Source organism: Paenisporosarcina sp. NPDC076907, from assembly GCF_050269735.1.
GTDB lineage: Bacteria > Bacillota > Bacilli > Bacillales_A > Planococcaceae > Paenisporosarcina.
Genome location: NZ_JBNNIX010000001.1, coordinates 470,862 through 493,320, shown reverse-complemented (window position 1 = coordinate 493,320; position 22,459 = coordinate 470,862). Strand labels below are relative to the sequence as shown.

Here is a 22,459-nt window from a genome sequence, read left to right as displayed (position 1 = left end):
CTTTTTTTCATAATAGTAACACATTCCTTCAGCTTGAAAATTGAATGCCAACAATAGAAAAGCAAAGAGCATCGATGTTCATTATAATTAGTAGTAGGAGGTGTTCATATGTACAGAGGTTATACGGAATCACCTATTGGTCTCATTGAAGTAACCGCAACAGAGATCGAACTTGTCTCTGTCTTATTTGTTGATGAAAAACAACAGAGCCATGAGAATGAAATTATCCATCATTTCCTTTATGAAATAGATGCTTATTTTAAAGGAGATTTAAAACAATTCACAATTCCTCCAATGAACGGGACCGCTTTTCAAAGTGGAGTTTGGAACGAGCTCATCCGCATCCCTTATGGTGATCGGTTAAGTTACTCTGAAATTGCTCATCGTATTCAAAAACAAAAAGCTGTGAGGGCCGTTGGAACGGCTATCGGCAAAAATAAATATGCACTCATTGTGCCATGTCATCGAGTGTTCAGTAAAAATGGCTCACTGTCTGGATTCGCTTGGGGCTCATGGCGAAAAGAATGGTTGCTAGAACATGAAAAGAACCATTCACAAAAGTGAACGGTTCTCTATTTTTCAGTTATATCCTGTTTTTCCTATTTCCCATGATATCCGAAATTCATATGTTGATAGCGTCCACGAATGATTTGGTAAATACCGTACAAAATTAGACCTACAGCTACTACCGCAAGGATAAATTGACCAAATGGTTGACTCGCAAGTTCGGATAATGCGCCACCGAGACCTTTCGAATGGTTAGGATCATGCGTGTAGGCAGTGCGAATAAAGAAGAAACCAACCATTGTTAACACCACTCCACGTGCAATTAATCCAATCTTCCCAGAAATACGTGCCAACTTCGTTTCTTTATCATTCATTTCATACGTCTTGAATTTCTCCATAAACTTTTCTTTCACACCACTGAAAAGTTCATATAGTCCATATCCGATGATAATGGCACCCACTAAACCGACTAACCAAACACCAAACGGTTGCTCCATCAATTTGGCTGAAATCGTCTTTTCGCCTCCACCACCAGCGTTACCGGTGTGACTTGCTAGTTTAATCGCTCCAAAAGCCAAGTTACTATAAATCACGCCACTAATAAAATAACCTGTTCGCTTAATTAACCCTTTTGCATCCGTGCCTTCATTTTCAGGATCTTTAAATGCCTTGATGAAATCCCACAGGATGTAACCTATCAAACCAATACCAATAATCCATAATAAAATTTCTCCGAACGGCATTTCCGCAATGGATTGTAATGCTCCTGATGTACCTGTTGTATCTCCACCTGGACCGAAAGCTGCTAGTGCTGCCAGGATTCCAATCATCCCATACACAACACCTTTCGCCATATAACCGAATCGACCGAAGCGACGAATCCACGGTTTCGCTTCCTTCATTTTCTCTTTTGCTTGTGCGGTTGATGTATTCATCTGGCCACGTCCTCTACTTTTACTGTTACTTCATAAGTTCCCTTTCGAGTGAAATTGGAAACCTACTAGTTGAGGTCGTTTGAAAAAAAATCAGAAATAATTTCTGGGTGTAAAGGATAACTTTACAAATTTTAACCCAATGAACAACATAACCATTTTCAAGAAAAAGCCAACTTCTATTTTGAAGCACTTCATGAATGATTCATTTTTTGGAAAAGCCTTCATTATGCCAACCTACTCGTTTAGTTGGTTGACTTGTGGTTTGGTGGAGTTACTTTTGCTTAATCGGCATCACCACAGATTTAATCGGCATGAAAACACATTCAATCGTTTTCGCCCAATAATCACCAATAATTAAAGACATGGCCTAGACCCTGTCTTTTACTTTTTAGTATGAGCTATCCAACCGCCAAATAAAGTGGTTGAAAAGAATTGGGTCACTCGTTCAAAACCAGCTTGTTGTAAAAGTTCTTCCATTTGACTGGAAGGAATGAATGATAGTTCACGAACCGACTCCTCCATTGCATCTACATCTTCTTGCGTTAAATCCGTTAAATCCAGCCAGATTGATTTCCATAAATTCATTCGTTCATCAAATTCCGGATTTGATTGATCACCAAACATTGACACAAGAACAAAGGGAGAACCAGGTTTCAATCTATCTCTTACGGTTTTTAATAAGCTCAACTTTTCTTCGTTGGTTTCCACGAAATGGAGGACGAGCAAGCAAGTCGCAGCATCAAATGTTTCATTAAACTCTATTTCTTCAATTGTCCCTGTATGGATGGATACACGTTCTTCGATTCCTTCATTTTTAGCTTTTTGCAGAGCAACTTCCAGCATAGCTTCCGATGGGTCAACTCCACTGAACGTCCAAGTTGGATTCGCTGTTCCAAAAGTGACAATTTCATTTCCTCCACCCGCTCCAATAACCAACACATTTGCTGAGTCTTTTACATTGGCGCGCAGAAATGACTGTACCATCCTGAACAAAGCATCGTATGTAGGCAGAGCCCTGCGAATGCCTTTATCGTATTCTCTTGCCATTTCCATATCAAATTCCAAATCGTCTTTCACTGTGTTGCCCCCTTAGAAGTTGCACTTTATTACCTTCTATTATGAGTTAGTTTTTAGAAACTTTCAAACCGTCCCATACTCGCTATTTTAAGAGAATAAATGGTACACTTTGACAAAACACATGCCCAATGGAGGCTGATATAGATGGCAAACACGATGTTAAAACGTCCTCTCGGTCAAACAGATTTGCAACTCTCTCCCCTGGGACTGGGGACTTGGCAATTCAGTAAAGGTTCAGGTGTCGTGGGCAAATTTTGGGGAACGCTGGATGACCAACTAACTGAAGACATCATTAAAACGTCATTAGAAGGCGGCATCAATTGGTTTGATACCGCTGAAGTATATGGCAACGGGGAATCCGAAAGAATTTTATCGAAAGCACTTGAAAATATCGGTGCCACTCCTACAGAAGCACGCATTGCAACCAAATGGTGGCCGATGCTTCGAACAGCGGGTTCCATATCGAAGACAATCGAAGAACGCAAAGAAGCACTACGAAATCGCCCGATCGACTTGTATCAAATTCATCAACCATATTCCCTTTCATCAGTTGAAAAGCAAATTACAGCGATGATTGAGCTAGCTAAAGCCGGTCATATCAAGCATATCGGTGTCAGTAATTTTAATGCCTCCGCGATGGTCAATTCTCATCGCATTCTAACTGAAAACGGGCTAAGTCTTGCATCCAATCAAGTGAAATACAGCTTACTCGATCGACGTATGGAGGAAAATGGCGTTCTGGAAAGCGCTAAGGAATTAGGCATTTCCATCATCGCTTACTCGCCACTTGAACAGGGGTTACTGTCTGGTAAATTCCATGACAATCCAGCATTGATTCACGATGCAAAAGGCCCCCGCAGGTTTCAACGTAAATTCAAGGAAGCAGGATTGGCAGAATCTAAACCACTGATTGCTTTACTCGATGCTATTGGAGAAAAATACAATGTCAGTGCCAGCCAAGTCGCTTTGAACTGGACCATTCATTATCACGGTGATACCGTATTTGCGATTCCCGGTGCCACTAAAGTTCACCACGCGCAAGATAATGTTGGTGCCTTGACGTTTAAACTGGATGCCGGTGAACTCGAAGAAATTTCACGAGCTTCCTGGAAAGTTCTTCAAAAATAATTAGTTTCCTCTCGAGGAGTGACATGATGTTAGAAAAATTTGTTGAAGATGCTACTGGAAAAAGAATCAGAACGTGTGCCTCCTTAAAAGGTGGCATATCTTCTGAAATGTTGAAGTTCGTGCTTTCATCGGGTGAATCAGTTGTGCTGAGACATATTATTGATTCACAGTGGCTCAATGAAGAACCTGATTTAATTGAGCATGAAAAACAAAGTTTATTGATTATGAAGTCTATGTCAGTGCCTACACCGCATTTTTTAGCTGCTGGTCCACCGAAAATTGAAGCCCTATTGATGAGTGAATTACCAGGTAGCGTAGACTTGGAAATTACTCAGTCTCTCGACGCTATAAAACAATTGGCAACAACACTGCACGTCATACATCAAACTCCAATATTGGATCCATTTAAATGGACCTATTCTTCCTATGTAAAACTCACAAATGTATCGATTCCTTCTTGGACCACTCAACATCAAGCTTGGACAAAGGCTATACAATTTGTTCAGAATACGCCTAAGTTCCATCCTGTTTTTATTCACCGCGATTACCATCCGACCAATATTTTATGGGAAGGAAACCAATTAAGTGGCGTGGTTGATTGGATTAATGCCTGCCTAGGTCCCGCTTTAGTAGATGTGGCTCATTGCCGAATGAACTTGGTAATGCTGTACGGGCTTGAAACAGCAGATCAATTCTTGGGTGAGTACTTACATTTATCCGAGGAGACCTATACGCCTTATTGGGACATTCTCGGTCTCCTTGATTTTGTTGATGAGGATTTAGATGTATACGATGGCTGGACTGATTCAGGATACTCGTTCCTAAACAGAACGATCATGCAACAACGTGCCGACGTATACATTCAAAACTTGACTGCCAAACTAGACGCCTTGTAAAAGGCGTTTTTTTGTTGTTCATTATTTTAAAAGGATTAAATTATTAGAATAATTAAAATTGTACTTGTAATTAGATTATTCAATATTGTATAGTCTTATACAAGAATGAATAAAGGAGCACTTCATGAATACAATGTTATTACTTCCTAATACCGACGAAGAAATAATGGATACCCACGATGAAGATATTATCATCACGACTCGGGAAGGAAAAATCATTAAAGTTACGCAAATCAGTGGTGAACATTATGGTCTAACGCCTGGTGACCTTTTAGGAAAGTCCGTTTTCGATTTGGAGGCACAAGGAATTTTTTCACCAGCGATTACTCCGGAAGTTGTGGAAAAAAAGAAGAAAATTGTAACGGTCCAAACGACACCATCAGGTCGAAAAGTACTGATTACCGGAATTCCCCTTTTTAACGAACAACGTGAAGTCGAGTTCGTCATCAGTTATTCTTACGAACTGTCAGAGCTCATTGTTATGAAAGAATACTTGCAAGATTTAGAGACTGAAATGTCTAAGGTCAAAGAAGAACTTGCCCATTTAAGGGATCAGCATATTCAAATTGATGGATCCATTATGGAGAGTCAATCTTCTGCACGTGCAGTTAAAACTGCCCTAAAAATGGCACGCATCGATGCTCCGATTGTTATTCAAGGGGAACGTGGTGTCGGCAAGACGACCTTGGCAAAATTTATTCACAGTCAAAGTAATCGAAGTGATGGTCCATTTATTGAAGTGAACTGCAGTACAATTCCTGAAGCTGTATTTGAAATCGCTTTCATTGGTCATCAAGAAGCCAAATCACAAGGCTATTTATCCCTAGCTTCTGGTGGTTCACTTGTATTAAAAGAAATGGATCAACTATCGCTTGCTTCACAAGCAAAATTATTTAACCTTTTGAACAAAAACACATCAGCCAGAATTATAGCGATGAGTGAAACTCCATTAGATGAATTAGTCACAGAAGGAAAACTGCGGGAAGACTTATTCTATCTTCTTCATATCGCACCAATTCAATTGAAACCACTACGGGAAAGACCCGAAGACCTTGAAAAAGCGATCTCCTTATATTTACAGGAATTCGTCGAACAGTATCAAGTTGAAAAGAAAATGGCAGATGATCTTTACATCCACCTTCTCCAACTTGAATGGAAAGGCAACTTCCGAGAATTGAGAAATGTTTTAGAACGGATTTTCATCACAAGTGATTCGAATAAATTAACGCTGGAAGATTTACCATTACACTATCAACCTTCCGAAGGTGAACAAATAGGGATTGATTTTGATGGACAAACTTTGCCACACATTTTGGAGTTTGTAGAGAAGAAAGTATTGCTGAATACACAAAAAAGATATAAAACGACAACAGAAATGGCCCATGTCCTTGGAATCAGCCAACCTTCTGTCGTTCGAAAGTTGAAAAAGTATACCAGCTCCCCTTTGGAAGATGAGATGGATAAAATTACTTAAACATTAAAGGGGGCATAAATTGTTGGTTACCCTTTAAAAGTATCTATTCCTTACACATCTACCATTGATAGTTTTAAGAATCTCCAAACCATCCGGCAACACGATTAAGCTCCTACTAGTCGGGGACTTGATATTTTAGATAGTCACATATTTTAGTAATAGGGGGAAATTATGATGAAAAAATGGTTGTTAGTATTATGTTCACTTATGTTGCTAGTCATGTTGGGCGCATGTGGTAAAGAAGGAGAATCCACTGCTTCTGGTAGTTCAGGAGAACCGTTAAAAGTAACTCTTCCTACATGGACAGGCTATGGACCACTGTTCTTAGCGAAGGAAAAAGGCTTTTTCGAGAAAAATGGTGTAGATGTAGAGCTTTCAATTATTGAAGGTTTAGGAGAACGTAAAGCTGCACTAGCTGGTGGCAAAATTGACGGCATGGCGACTGCTTTAGATGTACAAGTTACATTAGCAGGAGCTGATATTCCTGTTCAAGTTGTATGGTTATTGGATGATTCATACGGCGGTGATGGAATTCTCGTAAAAAATGATATTAACGATGTGAAAGACTTGAAAGGCAAACAAGTTGCTTTTGAAGTTGGTTCAACTAGCCAAATGCTTGCCTTAACAGCATTAGAGCAAGGTGGTTTAACGCAAGATGATATTACTGTTGTTCAAATGTCAGCGGGTGACGCTGGTGCCGCATTTGCAGCTGGTAAAGTAGATGCCGCTGTTACATGGGAACCTTGGTTGACTAAAGGTGCAGAAGCTAACGGAAAAGTTTTACTAACAACAAAAGATCTGCCTGGCATCATCCTAGATACAGTTGCTTTTAAAGAGGACGTAATAAAAGAACGTCCAGAGGATATTAAAGCATTTGTAAAAGCTATGGGTGAAGCGATGGATTACTGGAAAGAAAATGAAAAAGAAGCAAATGAAATTATGGCAAAAGGTCTAAATATCGACGTAAAAGAATTTGAAGCAACAGTAACTGGATTGAAATTCTTTACAAAAGAAGATAATGCGAAATTATTTGGAACTGAAAGCGAGAAAGGTTCTATTTATCAATCAGCAGAAAATGCTATTCAGTTTTATAAAGATCAAGACATGCTAGAGAAAGACTTAAAAGCAGATGATGTTGTGAATGGAAGTTTTCTTCCAAAGTAACAAATTAATAAGCTAATCATTTTTAAATAGGATGTATGAATTGTCACGTACCATCTTGGTGATTGATATTCAGGGTTTAACTTGATAGGTGTTGGTTTTTTCCTATTCAAGTTAAGCTCAAATCCAAATACATACATAGATGGAGGGTACGATATGGGAACCAAATGGTTTACACCAAATAAAGAGATACCTAAAAAGATTTATACTTCTGCAGGTTTTTTCACATTCATTGTTGTTCTTGGAATCTGGTCTCTCCTAAGTTACAGCGGATTTGTAAATCCCTTGTTCTTACCTACCCCTACCGCGGTCTTAGCTACAGCAACAGAAATGTTTATGAGCGGAGAGATTTTCTCTGATATCGGTATCAGTTTTTCTAGGGTATTTACAGGATTTCTTATCGCCGCATTAATAGGCATTCCTCTAGGAATACTCATGGGATCATTACGAATTATGGAAGGTGCTTTTGAACCCATTATTGGGTTTATTCGATACATGCCTGCATCCGCATTTATTCCATTATTAATTTTGTGGATTGGTCTTGGTGAATCCGAGAAAATGGCCGTTATTTTCTTAGGTACGTTTTTCCAACTTACACTCATGGTTATGGATGTTACCAAAAACGTGCAAAACGATTTAATCGATGTTTCTTATACACTTGGTGCCAAGAATTCTCAAATTTTCACTAAAGTTATTTTACCCGCTTCATTACCGGGAATCGTAGATACGCTGCGTATTACGTTTGGCTGGGCGTGGACGTACTTAGTGGTAGCAGAAATTGTTGGAGCTTCCAGCGGCTTAGGCTACATGATTATGCAAGCCTCCCGCTTCCTGCAACCTGAGAAAATTATCGTCGGTATTTTAATTATCGGTTTGCTCGGACTTATTACTGATATCATGTTCAAATCCATTTACCGCGCTTCGTTTTCATGGATGAGAAAGGATGGTTATTAAGATGGTCGCACCAAAACTAGAAGTGAATGCAATAGGAGCATCGGACTTAAGAAATGAAGGAAAAACAGCTCCCAGAATTATTACACCAAAATTGGAAATTAATGATGTAGGAAAAATATTTAAAACGAAATCTGGAGAAACCACAGCGCTCGAAAAAACATCTTTTACTGTGGAAGATGGTGAGTTCGTCACCATTTTAGGGCCGTCCGGATGTGGAAAATCAACCATACTACGTATCGTAGCGGGCTTGGAAGAGTCTACTTCGGGTCAGGTTTTGCTTGATGGACAAGAAATTAACGGACCTGGACCGGATCGCGGCATGGTCTTTCAATCTTACACTTTGTACCCCTGGTTAAATGTTAAAGAAAATATTACATTCGGCTTGAAGTTAAATGGTGTTTCTCAAAAGAGCGAGACGATATCGCAAGACACTACCTGCAATTAATCGGGCTGGAAGGTTTTGAAAAGCACTATCCCATTCAATTATCCGGCGGTATGAAACAACGCGTAGCTATTGCACGCGCATTGGCTAACAATCCGAAAATATTATTGATGGACGAACCATTTGGAGCACTTGATGCGCAAACAAGATCCATCATGCAAGAAGTTTTGCTTAAAGCATGGGAAGAGTCGAAAAAAACGATTTTATTTATCACACACGATGTCGATGAATCTATCTTTTTAGCTGACTCGGTATATGTAATGACCGCAAGACCAGGAAGATTAAAAAAGAAAATTCCAATCACACTGGATAGACCACGGGAATTTAGTATGAAAAACACTGCAGAATTTGGTCATTACAAAGAAGAGTTATTGTCTCTCATTCGTGAAGAAAGCCTAAAATCAATTAAGTAAGAACCGTTTTTACAAATCGAAATAATGCTCAATATGATCTTGGAGGTCAATTGTATGGAAAATAAATGGGACCATCTGGTCAAAAATATGCCAAATCGCTTAGCTCCGAGTATGGCTAAAGATCATCCGAACCTCCCTGTCGTCAAAGAAGAAGGTTGTTATTACTTCGGAGTTGACGGAAAGGAATATCTTGATTTCACGTCTGGTATTGCTGTAACAAATGTCGGTCACAGACATCCTAAAGTAGTTCAATCTATCAAAGACGCAGCAGATGGTTTAATGCATGGCCCCTCTGGTGTAATTATGTATGAATCTATTTTAAGATTGGCAGATGAACTTGCCGACATAATGCCCGGTAACCTGGATTGCTTTTTCTTCGCCAATAGCGGTACCGAAGCTGTAGAAGGAGCACTTAAACTTGCCAAATATGTAACAAAACGACCTTATGTCGTTTCATTCACAGGTGGTTTCCACGGGCGGTCATTAGGCGCGTTGGGTGTTACTACCTCAAAAAGCAAATACCGTAAGTTTATGCAACCATCAGGCCTTACATATCAAGTACCTTACGCAAATGTGAAAGAATGTCCGGCCGGTTCAGATCCAGAAGCTTATGTAATTGAGAAATTAGAGAAAGATTTCGCTACTTTGTTTAGTCATCAAGTCACACCTGAGGAAGTCGCCTGCGTAATTTTAGAGCCTGTACTGGGTGAAGGTGGCTATGTTGTCCCTCCAAAAGGCTGGTTGAAAAAGGTTCGTGAAATTTGCGACCGTCATCAAATATTGCTTATTTTTGATGAAGTACAAACTGGATTTGGCCGAACAGGCGAATGGTTTGCGGCACAAACATTCGATGTTACACCAGACATCATGGCAATAGCTAAAGGAATTGCATCTGGCTTACCTCTTAGTGCTACGGTTGCGTCCAATGAATTAATGAAGCAATGGCCACTTGGCAGTCATGGTACGACATTTGGCGGAAATCCAATCGCTTGTGCAGTAGCATTGACGACATTGAACATCATAAAAGAAGAAAATCTCCTTGAAAACACAAAACAAATGGGTGCATATGCTGTTCAACAGCTTGAAGAGATGAAGAAAAGACATCGTGTAATCGGCAGCATCCGTGCTGTCGGATTAATGATAGGAATTGAAATCATTGATCCCCAAACGGGTCAACCTAATGGTGCAGGATTGTTAAAAATTCTGGATTCAGCTCTAAAAAAAGGCGTGTTATTCTATCTTTGCGGAAATCATGGTGAAGTCATTCGAATGATTCCACCGTTAATCGTCACAAAAGAACAAATTGATGTAGGACTTCAATTACTCGATGAGGCATTATTGGAATATGAAGAAACATTAATGAGTTTAGAAGGTAAATAGAGAATGAAATGATTAGAGGCTGACTCACTATTGAGTCAGCCTCTTTCTCTATTATTTTGGATAACGCCTTCATAGATTGATATATCAAACATATAATGGATAAAAGGAAGGAGAGTTTCGTAATGACCGATCCCATTCAAACAATGATTCAATTATTGCAAACGTTGATTCCCCTTATACTTGGTACCATTCTCTTTTCTAGCACCCTTATGTCTCCAAAAAGATGGCTTGTCGTCATCGCTTTATTTATAGGAATCAGTGGGCCTTTCATTTATTCACTATTTGATGAACAATCTCATCCTGCTATCGATGCAAATATCGGTTTGGGTCTCTCCATGCTTTTTGTATGGGTTTGCTCAGGACTGTTGCTACTCATTGCCCTCATTCGTATCTACCTCAACATAAAACAACAAAAAAACTAGATCATGCGACTTTTTGTCGAATGATTCTAGTTTTCTTTATTCTCCATACGGAACCGCTCAAATATCAAAAATATTAGATAATGCAACAAAGTTTGCATGCTCCAGTATTAATTATTTAACTTGTCTCTTCATTCGCCAAATCTAAAATGTTTTCACCCATAGGTTCCCACAATTCGATTTTGTTTCCTTCTAAATCTAAAATGTGTGCAAACTTTCCGTAACTTTCCTCCAAAATAGGTGCTAGGATTTCGACACCTTTCGTTTGGAGTTCTTCAGCCAATTCAACCAAATCATCTACGCGGAAGTTAATCATGAACTGCTTCTGAGATGGTTCAAAATAAGTCGTCTCTTCTTTAAACGGCGCCCAAATCGTCCTCCCTATACCTGGTGGCTCTACAGAATTCCAAAGAAACATTTTGCCGTACTCATCCGAATCTATTCCTAATTTTTCTTTATACCAGTTACGTAAGGCTATAGGGTCCTTACTTTTAAAGAAGACTCCACCAATTCCTGTTACACTTGCCATTACAATCACTCCGATTTATTAAAAGTCTCTTAAAATATACAATTGTTTATCGTACATTTGCGCTAGCCGGACGTTCCGCTATCGTTTTTCATTCAATATCAACAGCATTCTTAACCTTATTATAGAATTATTTTTAAAGCTTGAAAAATATTTCAGCCAAAATAAAGCCAAATGTAGTAATTAGAACATTTAACAATTGTTCTGGAAGGACTATAAATTAGAACAAGAGTTACTTAGTCAAAAGAAAACAAATAAGGAAGGCGTGAAAAAAATTATAAACAGGAATCGGACAATTCCACTCATCTTTGCAGTTGCTGCAGCCTTGTTGATTGCATTTAGTTTGCAAACGGATAAACGAACGGCTTTTACTAAAGAATTTAAAGAAGTGTTTCTCCCTGAGAAAGAAGTGATTCAAAGCATCGAGGGAGAGAACGAAGAAACCCAATTACAGCTAACTGAAGGTAAAAATTCGGAATATGTGATCTATGTGGATGAAACACGTTACAAGCAAACCCACAATGAAACATCAGATATCATTACCCCTATTATCCCAGCACCTGTAAATTATCCGGATGTGACGATGGAAATCAGGCAAATTCCCGATGAGAAACCAGAAGTTCTTGTTAGTAATATTGAAGCCGAACTAAAAAAAGAATTTCCTGAGCTACGGGAAGTTGAAGAAGTAACAGAACCAGTAAAGGGGTTTCAGTTACACGGTTCAGAAGGCAATGAAGCCGAGAGTAAAATCGTCAATGCTTACGTCATCAGTAACGGAAAAGAAGGAAGCTTTGTTATCACCCAATTCTATTTCCTCGAAGCTGCTGAAGGGCATGGTGCAAGGTATTACCATATGCTGAAAACCTTTAAAATCGTCGAATAACCTTTAAGGGGAGCCCGTTATCCCGCTCCTCTAAAAGGTTATTCTTTTTGCTGATGGAATACCGATATCAGTTTAATAATTAACCGAGTTTCAGAACATGTGTGGTATCAGGTGTATCATGTGTCTCTTCAAATCCGTTTGCCCGGTAAAAAGCATCAGCTTTTGCGGATTCAGTACGACATGTGATTCTTGAGAAATTCCCTTTGGCATGGTTTACAAGCTCCTGCAACAGTTGGGATCCTACCCCTTGGCGTCGAGCATCTCCAAGCGTATAAAATCTCCTTAAGCGAGCTTCATCTTTATTTTCTGTATACGGATTTCGATTGATACCACCGATGGCTACCAACTTCTCTGGTCCTTCCCACACTCCGAAAAGCGCTTCACCATCTTTACTGAATGTATTCGATCCATCTTCATAATCATTCACTAAACGAGTTAAGAAACGGTAACCTTCTTCTTCACTTTCCGTTACCAACTGCGATACGTCTACTTTCTTCAAATCTTCTATTCGTTGAACTTTGAACGTCATCTGAGTTTCTCCCCTTTAGTTAATAATTTAATTATTCTAACTATATACTATTTCGCTACTTACTCCTTCATTCCCTTTTTTTAAACATATAAAAAAGAGCGGGACATTCCCACTCTTTAGGTATTACATTAAACTTCCACTGTATTTCAATTCATCTACAGATAGCTGATCAGCCTTGCCATCTAATATCGCCTCTACATCTTGCAATGTTTGTGACATTGCCACTGATTGCCCTTTTTGTCCTGTTACCGATTCTGCAACAAACAATGGTTGAGTGAAATAGGCTTCCAGTCGTTCTCCCCTTTGATATGTTTCCAACTCGGCAGTAGGAATTTTCTCCATGCCATGAACAGCAACCACAGAACGCAACTCACGATAACGGCGTAACAATTTTTGGGCACGCTGCCTCAAGTTAAAATGACGTTGGTCCAAATCAATTCCTTCCAAAATCGAAGACGTGGAATATATCGGGTGAACCGCTGGGTATTGGTGGCGACTTGCCAAATCGGCATCCAGTTGCCACAGCGTTTCTAGTGGTCCGTAAGGCAAGTCTTCTTCCACCACTTCACCGGATAAATCAACAAGAATGGTGGTTACGTTTTGAACACAATCTGCCAATAATTTCTCCTGTAACTCCAGGAGTTCACCGGAAACAATATAACTCTTATCCGTAATGAAAATCACTTCTCCATTATGAGAAGTTAAGGTCGAGAATGTTTCATCGATTGTAGTTGTCACAATATCAGCCAATTCCGTTGTACCTACAAGTTCGGGATGATTCCCAGTTGGGAGTAAAAAGACAGTAGTTAGGTCGCTTTCTTTGAAACGATGCATCAATTCAGCCAGTATAACCACTTGCCCCATACCTGGACGAGCCACAATTCCTGTTGTACCGCCTTTTACTAGCGGTGCAAAGAAATCTAAAGTCTTAATTTGCGTTTCGATCATATTCAATTTCTCCCCTCGAATGATTAATTCGTCAACTGAACAATTAGCAAGTGATGCAAGACCAACCAACGTTCGAACTTCCGCTTTTCCTAAATCAATCTTGCCAGTACATAGATTAGACACGGTAGCCGGTCGAATACCAATTGATTTTGCAGCAGTCGTTAAATTTGGAACTTTCCTTCTAAGTAAAGCCACATTCAAACGAATATTATCCATCAATTTATCCCCCTTCGTTACTTTTTATAGTAAATTAATTTACGTTTTAATGCAACATTAATTTATTTTGAGCGTAAATTTAATTACTTTAAAAGTAATTATTTTTGCAAATTAGAAATAACATATCATTTCTCTTTCGGTATTTGTTAATAGATATAGTTAGGTATGCAAATTAAGCAAGAAAAAGCAGGGCCCGCCACTTCGCTTTCCGTGGGCTTGGCTTCAGCCACCTACGGGGGTCTTCAGCAAAGATTAAAGTGGAAATAAAAACACCATGAACGCTCGGTTCATGGCACATTAAAATGTATATAAAAAAAGCCATCCTCTAAAGGACAGCTTTCATTAATTAATGTGTAAATTTCTTATCGACATTGTACTTCGCAACAAATTTGTTGATTGCGTAAGTCTCATAAATTTCACGTTCCATTGCATCGTCAACGTAGAAAATCTTGATTTTTGCCACTTCATCACGGTGCTCTTTAAGTGGTGACACATTATCTTCAAAATGTTTTTTCACACGTTGTCTTACTTTACGTGCTTTCCCTACGAACAAAAGCTCTTCTTCTTTGTTGTAAAACATGATGATGCCGCCTTTGTCGCGTGCAATCTGGTGGAAGTCGATGAAACCATAAATTGAAGGAATCTCTGGCTCGTCGTTTGATCGGTCTTGTTCACGTTGAACAATAGTTAGGTCTGGTTTTGGCATTTCAATTTTAATCATATTCAGTCACGTCCTCACTTCTTTAGAGTGTAATGCTATCACAAATAGCGGTAAAAATCTATCAGATATACATTGTTGACCTTTAGAAAAAGTTTTAGCCAATCCAATACCGTTTAATCACATTCCCATCATCTTCAACAAAATTCGTGTCTTCAATACCACCATTTTTTTGGATGGTTTTTTCTGAACCGACATTTATCGCATCACACACAACTAGTGCCCGTTCGATTCCAAGATCTCTTGTTTTTTCCAGAGCCAACTTCAATAGTCCAGTTGCAAAACCTTTTTGGCGTTCTGATGGACGAATACCATATCCAATATGTCCTCCAGCGTTCATCAAGTGTTCAGTTAATTTATGACGAATATTGACTACGCCAAGAATGCGGTATTCTTCATCAATTAACCAATAGGTCGAATCAGGTACCCAACCTTCTGGCAAACCAATTCCTTTTTCAGCTTCGAGTAAAGACTGTACCATCCCTTCAAAATCAGTTGGATCTTTGCCGATTACCCAAGGAATCGTTGCCTCGCCACTTGCTTTCCATTCCTCGTAAAAAGACATGTAAGCAGGCTTTAAATCAATCGTTGGCCGAACCAATTTCACCATATTTCTCACCTCTTACATTATCTAACGCTTTCAATCGCTTGCTTCACGCTGCCATATGTATTGAATGATGTAAAATCAATTCCAGCTTGTACTACTGCCATCGATAAGTTCGGTCGGATTCCTGTAAACATGACGTGAATCCCCAATAATTGCAATACATTATGAATCGTGAAAATATGTTGTGCTACTTCTGAATCAATCGTCAAAATACCCGAGAAATCGATAATTAAATGGTCTATATCCAAAGATGGAATAGATGGCAGAACATTGTTCAATAGGTGTTGAACTCGTGGGTAGTCAATTACTCCAATTAACGGTAAAACAGCGATACCATGTTGTATTGGCACGATTGGAGCAGACAATTCGTTGATTTCTTTTTGGCGATCTTTAAGTTGTTCATCACGGTAAGCCTCATAAGCAAAAATGGTTTCAATCATACTGACATCTAGTAAATAACAGATACGATTGCTGATTTTCAAAACATCTTCCGTCGATAAACCATGGTCCATTGCAATTTGAGTAATCTTTTGTAAATACATCAAACGATTTTCTGCATATGGCTTTATCATTGTCGATAATTGAGCAAGCATAGCCGCTTGTTGTTCGCCATTTTTTTTGCTCCATTTGATTAATTCAGCTGCCGCTACTTCGTTGCTAGCTTCAAATGAATCCACTAACATGGTTAAAAACTCGACATTTAGTTTGATTGATTGCTGAATCATTTCTTCGGTAACTTCGAATTCTACTCGTTGAAGTGCAGGTTCTATCATTGACGTCACGATTTCTTCTGCATGATCCACCAAATACTTACCTACTTTTAAAATATCGTCCATTATAGTGCACATCCTCAGTTTTTATTGTCAGCTATTACTCTATAAGAGAATATTACTATAAACACAAGAGGAAAGCATGAATATTCAATAATTTACTAAATAAATAGTAAAACCCACTTCAAAGAGTGGGTTTACTTCACTTTATACTTAAATACTTTGCATAGCCTGACCAATCTTCGTCTCTGTAATGTTCCAATGCGAAGCATGCCAAATAGGTTCTTCATTCGACACAATGAAAATCTGTGGCGATTGATGTTGAACGCCTAAATTACTTTCGATTTCATTCGATACTGGACGACTTTCAATGACTTTTACTAAATAAGCGTCTACATCCGATTCCAATGACGTGAATTCACGGTAAGCAGCAGCACTTACAGGACAAGTCGTACTGTGTTTAAACAATAAGACTGGTTTTTCTTTTGATTTTTGAAGAACGTTTTCCCATTCAGGCAATGTTGTAATTTCAGTATATGTGGCCATCAATCATCATCCTTTCAATAGTTAGTTTTCCTATTATCTCGAATTTCAAACCGTTTCGCACGTATATTGCTTAATTAATATAAGTACTCAACGGGTTTTCCTTTTTTTGTGGTGATGAGTCTTCCAAATGAATTTAGTTAAACAAATTCCTATATTTAGTCTAAATTTGCACCGTTATATACAGATTGGTCCGCCTTTTGAAAAAAAGTTATTGAAGTGATTTTGTCATGATCAAGTCCACTTGCTCATCATCACCCATATAAAAAGAGTGTGCGCCCGTTTGGACAAACCCCTTTTTCTGATAAAATGCGATGGCGTTTTCATTTTCTTCCCAGACACCGAGCCAAATTTTCTTTTTCTTCTGATTCAGCGCAATTTCCAGAGATTTATTTAGCAACTGCTTCCCAAGTCCGTGCTTTTGGAATTTCTTCTTTATATAAATCCTCTCGACTTCGAGTGAGTCAGCGCCCATCGCTTCAGACTGTGCCTCATCGGTATTGACCTTTAGATATCCAGCGACTTCCTGATTAAGATAAACAAAAAAGAATTGCGAATTACGATTTATTAATTCTTGTTCTAGTTTGTCCAAGTTATATGCCCTTTCCAAATAGGCATTCAGGTGTTCGGGTGAATTCTGATCTTTGAAAGTCTCGGTGAATGTTTCAACACTGATTTTTTGAAGTTCGCGTAAATCTTCAAGCAGACATTTCTTAATCGTCGTTGTCATTTCAATCGGTCTCTCCTTCAGCTCATTAATAGTCTCTCTTGTTTCCCTTTTTTACAAATTCCCAGTCTCTTTCGACATTTTTCCTGATTCTCTGCAGCAAATCGAAAGTGATTTTTGATTCCTTTTCGGAAAATCCATCTAATGCTACGAGATTGGAATAATCATTTTCTCTTTTGATGAAAGGATATACTGTGTTCCCTTTCTCCGTTGGAAAGAGTCTTTTGATTTTTTTGTTGTGTGGATCTTCTTTCTTTTCAATAAAGCAGTTTAATTCTAGTTTTTGGATGGCACGAGTTGCTGTAGACCGGTCCACTTTGATCATCTCCACTAACTGTTCCTGAATGATTCCCGGGTTCTCACAGATTCGTACCAAGTACAAATACTGTCCTTTGGTAAGGTCAAATTCTTTGAATTCTATGTTGCTAATCGAATCCAATGCTCTTGCTATCATGCCGATTTCACGCAGAATTTCCTTCATAAATAAACTCCTTGTATCGAATATTTTCATTGCTAATGCAACAATAAAGATTTACATTCAATTTAAACTATTTTTATTGCATTTGCAACAAAAATAACGATGAAAAGCGGAGAACAATGAAATATATAGACCGGATTAATTTTAAAATTGCACACACCAAAAGACTTTTACAACGTGAACGTCGATTTTTCCTACGTCAACTCCAATTTTTCCTACGTGAGCAGCGTTTTTTCCTACGTCGACGTCGAATATTACAACCAAGAATCCGAGTGCTCTTGTTAACTTCAAGATAAAGGAGATAAGCTTCGCACAATCAGATAAAAAAAGTAGAAACCTGCCAAAATTTCATCTTTGGCAGGTTGCTTTCCAAAATCAAGGTGTCGATTCTTTAGTCGACCAAAAAAGCACTTAAACTTTGGCACATTGAGTTCCTGGTGACAGACAAAAAACGCCGCAGGATTGCTTAATGCCGGGAAAGTTAAGAAGGTTTATAAAGCTTTTGAATCTGGGAATACTCTAACTATAAAAATATGGAAGGATGACTATTAGATGGCACTGAAAAAATATGCTTTTTATGGACCTGCACTATTATCAACCGCCTTAATGTTAGGTGCTTGTGGAGACAATGAGGAAGTGAAAGATGGACCTACGGCGGATCAAGCCGAAACTGAATTCGGATTTCGCTCTTTCGATTTAGATATTGATACTGCAGATCAGAAAGACGCAATTGATGTTTCGTTTGACGTAGATGTATCAGAAACGGAAGCGGAATATTTAAATAAGTTGGAGACATTTAACTTATCAGGAGATGAAGCTTATAAAGAGCTTGAACCAATTTTTAATGATCTTGCACTTACGAAAGATATGAGTAAGGAAGAAGTTTTGGAAAAAGTGGCAAAGGCGTTTGGTGTAGAAGATTACAAGGAAATCGAATTGGAAGTTGAATTTTCCGATGGCGACGACCAAGAGTTTAAAGAAGTGAAATAATCACAACTGAAAGCCAAGTCGCGTACAATATGCGATTTGGTTTTTATTAATACCTTCGTTGGAGGCATACATTGTTTTTAGCGACATATGTAGCATAACCAGGTTTTTTCTGTTTTTCTTTTCTAGCAATTTTGTTAGCAAGATAGTCAACTACAGTGGACTGAAATCCTACCTATCGGAACAGTAGTATTCCAACGAAACATCCAGTCTCCAGCGCAATTTTCCTACGTGAACGTCGATAATTCCTACGTCGACGCCAATTTTTCCTACGTGAACCCCGATTTTTCCTACGTCACCCCCGATTATTACAACCAAGATTCGATTTCTCCTCTCTCTAAAAACACACGAAAAAGCCTCGACGAAGAATTCTTCGTCAAGGCTCCGTTTTATTGATCAATTAAACTGACAGATACTTTCACATCTAGTTTGTGACTGCCGCCTCGGTAAACTCCTTGCACCGGACTGACATCTCCGTAATCGCGACCGACACCAACGCGAATGTGGTTTTCAAGGGCTTCCACATTATTTGTCGGATCAAGTCCTACCCAGCCGATACCAGGGACCATGACTTCCACCCACGCATGACTTGCTGCGTCACCAACCAATGCCGAATTTTCTCCGACATACAGGTACCCGCTGACGTATCTTGTCGGAATGTGCTTATTGCGCAAGATCCCTAGCATAACGTGAGAAATATCCTGGCAAACGCCTTTCTTCAAGTCAAAGGATTCCAAGGCTTTCGTTGAAACATTTGTCGAAGAACCGTCATACGTAAAACGATTGAACAAATACCCCATCACATCAATGGCATATTGGACAGGATTCGCCATTTGCCCTAAGTCCTTATCGACTTGTTCCATTTGTTTTGGAGTCAAATAAGTGTATGCCGTATTACTTAAATAAGCTAAATAATGATTGCTGAATAATTCGGAATGGAAAATGGCATGCATTTCCGGTGAATAATCAATGCGATGAATCCACGGACTCTTTTGAATGCTGACAACGGATGTTGCCTTAACTTCCAAGTGCTTGTGATGATCCGCTATGAAAAAGGATTCGACACTGTTCCCCCAAATATCCACATGTTCTTTCGTTAGAGCTACAGGGGTAATATCCGTTCGATAGGACAGCAATCGTTGACACTCATCCGTACGGGGTTTTAAGCGGATTGAGTTCATACTTTGATCCACCCACGAATCGTAATCAAAAATGTTGGTATGTTCGATTCTATATTTCATGGAGGAAGCTTTTTCTGTCATCGGTTGTTGAGGTAAATCTGCCAATTGAGTTTGTCGTTGTGTACCAACCGGTTCAATTAGATAGTAAGTCTTCGAGAAAATTTGTCCGATTTCATTACATTTGTTTTGGAACGTGTTTAAAAATGCCAGCATATCGTCTGAATTCAACTCTTGAATGGACATTTCATCAAATTCGTTCTTCAAATTTTCAAGGGCATAATATAGTTCGGAAGAATAGTGTGCAATTTTTGCATTCTCTAATAAATCAATCGCTGATCTTACATGGTTGATATTGTAATGAATCGATCTTGGAAACGATTCGTCCGTAATTAGAAAAGTTAAGATGGTTTTTGGGTCCATCTTAGGGCGATTTACTTTTAAATAGGCTTCATAGCCATTCAACATGCGAAGTGCCGATAACCACGCATAGTAATCGTCACCTTTGTAAAGCAACTGGGTTTCCCGTGTTTGTTCACAAACCACGTTTAAAATACGTGCCGTTTTTTCTGCACGCTCCAGCCATTTCCCGATTTTAAGCATTCGGTAAGCGACACTGCGGGACATACCTGATTCAATAATTCCTTGTGTTGTCAAACACGTCAATTTCACTTTATGCAAAAACGTTCGCAAATGATGGATTGAAAAAATTTCTTGTTCAGCTTGAATCGTAAACAGATACAAGTCATTCCATACTTCAAAAAGTTCGTTTGGCAAGTGATCCCGGCTTTGACGGGCATTTTCCCGCGCCACCCGAACGCAGCTATAGATGGAATTGAGATTATCTGTATGAAAAGCTAAATAGCGTATATAATCTTCATCCTGAGCATTTGCATTGTTTTGAAGTTTATCTAGTTCGTCCTTCGTTGAACACGCCTCAAACATTATTTGCCAGTGTTTTCCGTCTAACAAATCTTCACTCGAAGTCTCAACCATTTGTGTTAAATGAACGTCCAAAATACGCGCATTTGATTCTGTACGTTCAATATTGCGTGCCATCCAGTAGAGTGAATCTGCTACACGACTTAACATTAGCTCATCCCTCCTGACTTCATGACCCAAGTATCTTTACCGCCACCACCTTGCGATGAGTTCACGACAAGGGATCCTTTTTTTAGTGCCACTCGGGAAAGTCCCCCCGGGAAGACATGCGTTTCTTTTCCTCTCATGACAAACACACGTAAGTCCACGTGACAAGGATAAAACTCATCCCCTTGATATGCAGGGGCTCTCGATAATTTTATCGTCGGTTGGGCGATATATTGATGAGGGTTCTCAAGTATTTTCCCACGGAATAGCTCGATTTCCTCCAAGGTTGCGTGTGGTCCCACCAGCATGTCATATCCACCTGACGCTCCAACATTTTTGACTACCAATTCAGGTAATCGATTTAGCACCCAATCCCGCTGTTCTGGATCATCCAGACGGTAAGTCATGACATTATCAATAATTGGCTCTTCTTTCAAGTAGTAGCGAATCATATCAGGCACATACACATACATCGCCTTATCATCCGCCACTCCGTTGCCAATTCCGTTCAAAATCGCCACATTCCCTTGACGATAAGCTTCAAGCAAACCATCAACACCTAAAGTTGAATCCTCGCGGAACGCCAATGGATCCAGAAAGTCATCATCAATTCGACGATAAATGATATCGACTTTTTCAAGGCCACGAATCGTTTTCATATAGACAATGTTGTTCGCGACCATTAAGTCACGGCCTTCAACCAGTTGAAGCCCCATTTGTTGTGCCAAAAACACATGATCATAGTAAGCGGAATTATAAATTCCAGGAGTCAGTAGAACTGCTCGAGGATTGTCCACTCCTTTTGGCGCATGGTCCATAATCGCTTCATGTAAATAGGTTACTTGATGCTCCAATGTCTGGACGGAATGTTTTGCAAAAAATTCAGGGTAGACTTGTCGCATAACGTAGCGATTTTGGTAAACATACGAAATGCCAGAAGGATTTCTCAAGTTGTCCTCTAATACTAAGTATTTGCCATTTTCATCCCGAATTAAATCAATCCCGGCAAGGAAAATGTGGTTATTCAATGGAATATTTATGCCTTGCACTTGCTTGTCGTAATAGTAAGGGTTGTCCAGTACTAATTCTTTTGGAATGACCCCAGCCTTAATGATTTGCTGGTCATTATACACGTCATGCAAAAAGCAATTGAGCGCTTCCGTCCGTTGTACCATTCCTTTTTCTATCGTTTCCCAATCTTCTGGAGGAATGATGATCGGCACAAAGTCAAAAGGCATTGTGCGTTCAGCGCCCACATTATTATGATAAACCGTAAAAGTAATGCCTTGTCTCAAAAAAGATAATTGGGCTGTTTCATGTTTTTCCTTCAACTCATCGGGAGAAAAATTATGTAACATTTCATAAAACTTTTGATAGTGATCTTTAGGTTTTCCGCTTGCCTTTAACATTTCATCAAAAAACGGCTTTACTTTGTACGTTGTAAACATGAAAACACCCTCTCTATATATGAAGT

General features: G+C 39.1%; 24 protein-coding genes and 1 pseudogene. 11 read left to right on the top strand and 14 right to left on the bottom strand.

The genetic code is table 11. The features are described from left to right. Positions 1-108: 108 nt before the first annotated feature. Positions 109-564, top strand: coding sequence for a methylated-DNA--[protein]-cysteine S-methyltransferase (locus ACQKEV_RS02475; protein WP_427443035.1), 456 nt, complete (start codon positions 109-111; stop codon positions 562-564). 35 nt (positions 565-599) lie between these two features. Here the strand turns inward: ACQKEV_RS02475 and ACQKEV_RS02470 are convergent, their stop codons facing one another. Together ACQKEV_RS02470 and ACQKEV_RS02465 are read right to left on the bottom strand one after the other, a co-directional pair. Beyond that, positions 600-1,442, bottom strand: a complete 843-nt coding sequence (locus ACQKEV_RS02470; protein WP_427443033.1) for a DUF1206 domain-containing protein — start codon at positions 1,440-1,442, stop codon at positions 600-602. Between the two features lie 381 nt (positions 1,443-1,823). Then, the gene (locus ACQKEV_RS02465; protein ID WP_427443031.1) at positions 1,824-2,519 is read right to left on the bottom strand and encodes a class I SAM-dependent methyltransferase; all 696 of its coding nucleotides are present in this window, start codon (positions 2,517-2,519) and stop codon (positions 1,824-1,826) included. A gap of 144 nt (positions 2,520-2,663) precedes the next feature. On the opposite strand from ACQKEV_RS02465, the gene ACQKEV_RS02460 reads away from it, so the two are divergent. The 8 genes and pseudogenes from ACQKEV_RS02460 to ACQKEV_RS02425 all read left to right on the top strand — a co-directional run bounded on the left by ACQKEV_RS02460 (position 2,664) and on the right by ACQKEV_RS02425 (position 10,789). Beyond that, positions 2,664-3,647, top strand: a complete 984-nt coding sequence (locus tag ACQKEV_RS02460; RefSeq protein ID WP_427443029.1) for an aldo/keto reductase — start codon at positions 2,664-2,666, stop codon at positions 3,645-3,647. 26 nt (positions 3,648-3,673) lie between these two features. After that, positions 3,674-4,543 carry a phosphotransferase family protein gene (locus ACQKEV_RS02455; RefSeq protein WP_427443027.1) on the top strand — a complete coding sequence of 290 codons (870 nt, stop codon included), beginning with the start codon at positions 3,674-3,676 and terminating at the stop codon, positions 4,541-4,543. 124 nt (positions 4,544-4,667) lie between these two features. Further along, on the top strand, positions 4,668-6,017 hold the full coding sequence (locus ACQKEV_RS02450) for a sigma 54-interacting transcriptional regulator (RefSeq protein ID WP_427443025.1): 1,350 nt from the start codon (positions 4,668-4,670) through the stop codon (positions 6,015-6,017). 174 nt (positions 6,018-6,191) lie between these two features. Then, positions 6,192-7,181: an ABC transporter substrate-binding protein gene (locus ACQKEV_RS02445; protein WP_427443023.1), complete on the top strand. Its 990-nt coding sequence runs from the start codon at positions 6,192-6,194 to the stop codon at positions 7,179-7,181. A 153-nt stretch (positions 7,182-7,334) separates the two neighbouring features. Beyond that, positions 7,335-8,132, top strand: a complete 798-nt coding sequence (locus ACQKEV_RS02440) for an ABC transporter permease (RefSeq protein WP_427443021.1) — start codon at positions 7,335-7,337, stop codon at positions 8,130-8,132. A 1-nt stretch (position 8,133) separates the two neighbouring features. Beyond that, positions 8,134-8,987: pseudogene (locus ACQKEV_RS02435) on the top strand (ABC transporter ATP-binding protein). Positions 8,988-9,041: 54 nt separating this feature from the next. Continuing rightward, positions 9,042-10,367, top strand: coding sequence for an aspartate aminotransferase family protein (locus ACQKEV_RS02430; protein ID WP_427443019.1), 1,326 nt, complete (start codon positions 9,042-9,044; stop codon positions 10,365-10,367). 122 nt (positions 10,368-10,489) lie between these two features. Beyond that, on the top strand, positions 10,490-10,789 hold the full coding sequence (locus ACQKEV_RS02425) for a hypothetical protein (protein WP_427443017.1): 300 nt from the start codon (positions 10,490-10,492) through the stop codon (positions 10,787-10,789). Positions 10,790-10,904: 115 nt separating this feature from the next. On the opposite strand, the gene ACQKEV_RS02420 is transcribed toward ACQKEV_RS02425, so the two are convergent. After that, complete coding sequence (locus tag ACQKEV_RS02420) at positions 10,905-11,315, bottom strand: VOC family protein (RefSeq protein ID WP_427443015.1); 411 nt, start codon at positions 11,313-11,315, stop codon at positions 10,905-10,907. Between the two features lie 262 nt (positions 11,316-11,577). Here ACQKEV_RS02420 and ACQKEV_RS02415 point away from each other — a divergent pair, with 262 nt between their 5' ends. Then, positions 11,578-12,195, top strand: a complete 618-nt coding sequence (locus ACQKEV_RS02415; protein ID WP_427443013.1) for a hypothetical protein — start codon at positions 11,578-11,580, stop codon at positions 12,193-12,195. 79 nt (positions 12,196-12,274) lie between these two features. Here ACQKEV_RS02415 and ACQKEV_RS02410 read toward each other — a convergent pair whose 3' ends face one another. The 8 genes from ACQKEV_RS02410 to ACQKEV_RS02375 all read right to left on the bottom strand — a co-directional run bounded on the left by ACQKEV_RS02410 (position 12,275) and on the right by ACQKEV_RS02375 (position 17,734). Beyond that, complete coding sequence (locus ACQKEV_RS02410; RefSeq protein ID WP_427443011.1) at positions 12,275-12,724, bottom strand: GNAT family N-acetyltransferase; 450 nt, start codon at positions 12,722-12,724, stop codon at positions 12,275-12,277. A gap of 123 nt (positions 12,725-12,847) precedes the next feature. Then, positions 12,848-13,888, bottom strand: coding sequence for a hypothetical protein (locus ACQKEV_RS02405; RefSeq protein WP_427443009.1), 1,041 nt, complete (start codon positions 13,886-13,888; stop codon positions 12,848-12,850). A 346-nt stretch (positions 13,889-14,234) separates the two neighbouring features. Beyond that, positions 14,235-14,609 (bottom strand): nucleotide excision repair endonuclease, encoded by a 375-nt coding sequence (locus ACQKEV_RS02400; RefSeq protein WP_427443007.1) that lies wholly within the window; start codon positions 14,607-14,609, stop codon positions 14,235-14,237. Positions 14,610-14,703: 94 nt separating this feature from the next. Continuing rightward, positions 14,704-15,216 carry a GNAT family N-acetyltransferase gene (locus ACQKEV_RS02395; protein WP_427443005.1) on the bottom strand — a complete coding sequence of 171 codons (513 nt, stop codon included), beginning with the start codon at positions 15,214-15,216 and terminating at the stop codon, positions 14,704-14,706. 17 nt (positions 15,217-15,233) lie between these two features. Then, positions 15,234-16,049 carry an STAS domain-containing protein gene (locus ACQKEV_RS02390; protein ID WP_427443003.1) on the bottom strand — a complete coding sequence of 272 codons (816 nt, stop codon included), beginning with the start codon at positions 16,047-16,049 and terminating at the stop codon, positions 15,234-15,236. Between the two features lie 147 nt (positions 16,050-16,196). Next, positions 16,197-16,529 (bottom strand): bacillithiol system redox-active protein YtxJ, encoded by a 333-nt coding sequence (gene ytxJ, locus ACQKEV_RS02385; protein ID WP_427443001.1) that lies wholly within the window; start codon positions 16,527-16,529, stop codon positions 16,197-16,199. A 208-nt stretch (positions 16,530-16,737) separates the two neighbouring features. Then, positions 16,738-17,256, bottom strand: coding sequence for a GNAT family N-acetyltransferase (locus ACQKEV_RS02380; RefSeq protein ID WP_427442999.1), 519 nt, complete (start codon positions 17,254-17,256; stop codon positions 16,738-16,740). Between the two features lie 25 nt (positions 17,257-17,281). After that, complete coding sequence (locus ACQKEV_RS02375) at positions 17,282-17,734, bottom strand: MarR family winged helix-turn-helix transcriptional regulator (RefSeq protein ID WP_427442997.1); 453 nt, start codon at positions 17,732-17,734, stop codon at positions 17,282-17,284. Between the two features lie 549 nt (positions 17,735-18,283). Between ACQKEV_RS02375 and ACQKEV_RS02370 the strand changes: the two genes are divergently transcribed. Beyond that, positions 18,284-18,721 carry a YusW family protein gene (locus ACQKEV_RS02370; RefSeq protein WP_427442993.1) on the top strand — a complete coding sequence of 146 codons (438 nt, stop codon included), beginning with the start codon at positions 18,284-18,286 and terminating at the stop codon, positions 18,719-18,721. A 168-nt stretch (positions 18,722-18,889) separates the two neighbouring features. Here the strand turns inward: ACQKEV_RS02370 and ACQKEV_RS02365 are convergent, their stop codons facing one another. From ACQKEV_RS02365 to ACQKEV_RS02355, 3 genes are all read right to left on the bottom strand, one after another. Then, positions 18,890-19,036 (bottom strand): hypothetical protein, encoded by a 147-nt coding sequence (locus ACQKEV_RS02365; RefSeq protein WP_427442991.1) that lies wholly within the window; start codon positions 19,034-19,036, stop codon positions 18,890-18,892. A gap of 71 nt (positions 19,037-19,107) precedes the next feature. Next, complete coding sequence (locus tag ACQKEV_RS02360) at positions 19,108-20,988, bottom strand: alpha-E domain-containing protein (protein WP_427442989.1); 1,881 nt, start codon at positions 20,986-20,988, stop codon at positions 19,108-19,110. Next, positions 20,988-22,433, bottom strand: a complete 1,446-nt coding sequence (locus tag ACQKEV_RS02355) for a circularly permuted type 2 ATP-grasp protein (protein WP_427442987.1) — start codon at positions 22,431-22,433, stop codon at positions 20,988-20,990. Before ACQKEV_RS02355 ends, ACQKEV_RS02360 begins: the two co-directional genes overlap by 1 nt. Positions 22,434-22,459 lie beyond the last annotated feature (26 nt).

Coding starts and splice junctions, on each gene's coding strand:
- ACQKEV_RS02475 (WP_427443035.1), top strand. CDS start 109: ATGTACAGAGGTTATACGGAATCACCTATTGGTCTCATTGAAGTAACC.
- ACQKEV_RS02470 (WP_427443033.1), bottom strand. CDS start 1,442: ATGAATACATCAACCGCACAAGCAAAAGAGAAAATGAAGGAAGCGAAA.
- ACQKEV_RS02460 (WP_427443029.1), top strand. CDS start 2,664: ATGGCAAACACGATGTTAAAACGTCCTCTCGGTCAAACAGATTTGCAA.
- ACQKEV_RS02455 (WP_427443027.1), top strand. CDS start 3,674: ATGTTAGAAAAATTTGTTGAAGATGCTACTGGAAAAAGAATCAGAACG.
- ACQKEV_RS02450 (WP_427443025.1), top strand. CDS start 4,668: ATGAATACAATGTTATTACTTCCTAATACCGACGAAGAAATAATGGAT.
- ACQKEV_RS02445 (WP_427443023.1), top strand. CDS start 6,192: ATGAAAAAATGGTTGTTAGTATTATGTTCACTTATGTTGCTAGTCATG.
- ACQKEV_RS02440 (WP_427443021.1), top strand. CDS start 7,335: ATGGGAACCAAATGGTTTACACCAAATAAAGAGATACCTAAAAAGATT.
- ACQKEV_RS02430 (WP_427443019.1), top strand. CDS start 9,042: ATGGAAAATAAATGGGACCATCTGGTCAAAAATATGCCAAATCGCTTA.
- ACQKEV_RS02425 (WP_427443017.1), top strand. CDS start 10,490: ATGACCGATCCCATTCAAACAATGATTCAATTATTGCAAACGTTGATT.
- ACQKEV_RS02420 (WP_427443015.1), bottom strand. CDS start 11,315: ATGGCAAGTGTAACAGGAATTGGTGGAGTCTTCTTTAAAAGTAAGGAC.
- ACQKEV_RS02410 (WP_427443011.1), bottom strand. CDS start 12,724: ATGACGTTCAAAGTTCAACGAATAGAAGATTTGAAGAAAGTAGACGTA.
- ACQKEV_RS02405 (WP_427443009.1), bottom strand. CDS start 13,888: ATGGATAATATTCGTTTGAATGTGGCTTTACTTAGAAGGAAAGTTCCA.
- ACQKEV_RS02400 (WP_427443007.1), bottom strand. CDS start 14,609: ATGATTAAAATTGAAATGCCAAAACCAGACCTAACTATTGTTCAACGT.
- ACQKEV_RS02395 (WP_427443005.1), bottom strand. CDS start 15,216: ATGGTGAAATTGGTTCGGCCAACGATTGATTTAAAGCCTGCTTACATG.
- ACQKEV_RS02390 (WP_427443003.1), bottom strand. CDS start 16,049: ATGGACGATATTTTAAAAGTAGGTAAGTATTTGGTGGATCATGCAGAA.
- ytxJ (WP_427443001.1), bottom strand. CDS start 16,529: ATGGCCACATATACTGAAATTACAACATTGCCTGAATGGGAAAACGTT.
- ACQKEV_RS02380 (WP_427442999.1), bottom strand. CDS start 17,256: ATGACAACGACGATTAAGAAATGTCTGCTTGAAGATTTACGCGAACTT.
- ACQKEV_RS02375 (WP_427442997.1), bottom strand. CDS start 17,734: ATGAAGGAAATTCTGCGTGAAATCGGCATGATAGCAAGAGCATTGGAT.
- ACQKEV_RS02370 (WP_427442993.1), top strand. CDS start 18,284: ATGGCACTGAAAAAATATGCTTTTTATGGACCTGCACTATTATCAACC.
- ACQKEV_RS02360 (WP_427442989.1), bottom strand. CDS start 20,988: ATGTTAAGTCGTGTAGCAGATTCACTCTACTGGATGGCACGCAATATT.
- ACQKEV_RS02355 (WP_427442987.1), bottom strand. CDS start 22,433: ATGTTTACAACGTACAAAGTAAAGCCGTTTTTTGATGAAATGTTAAAG.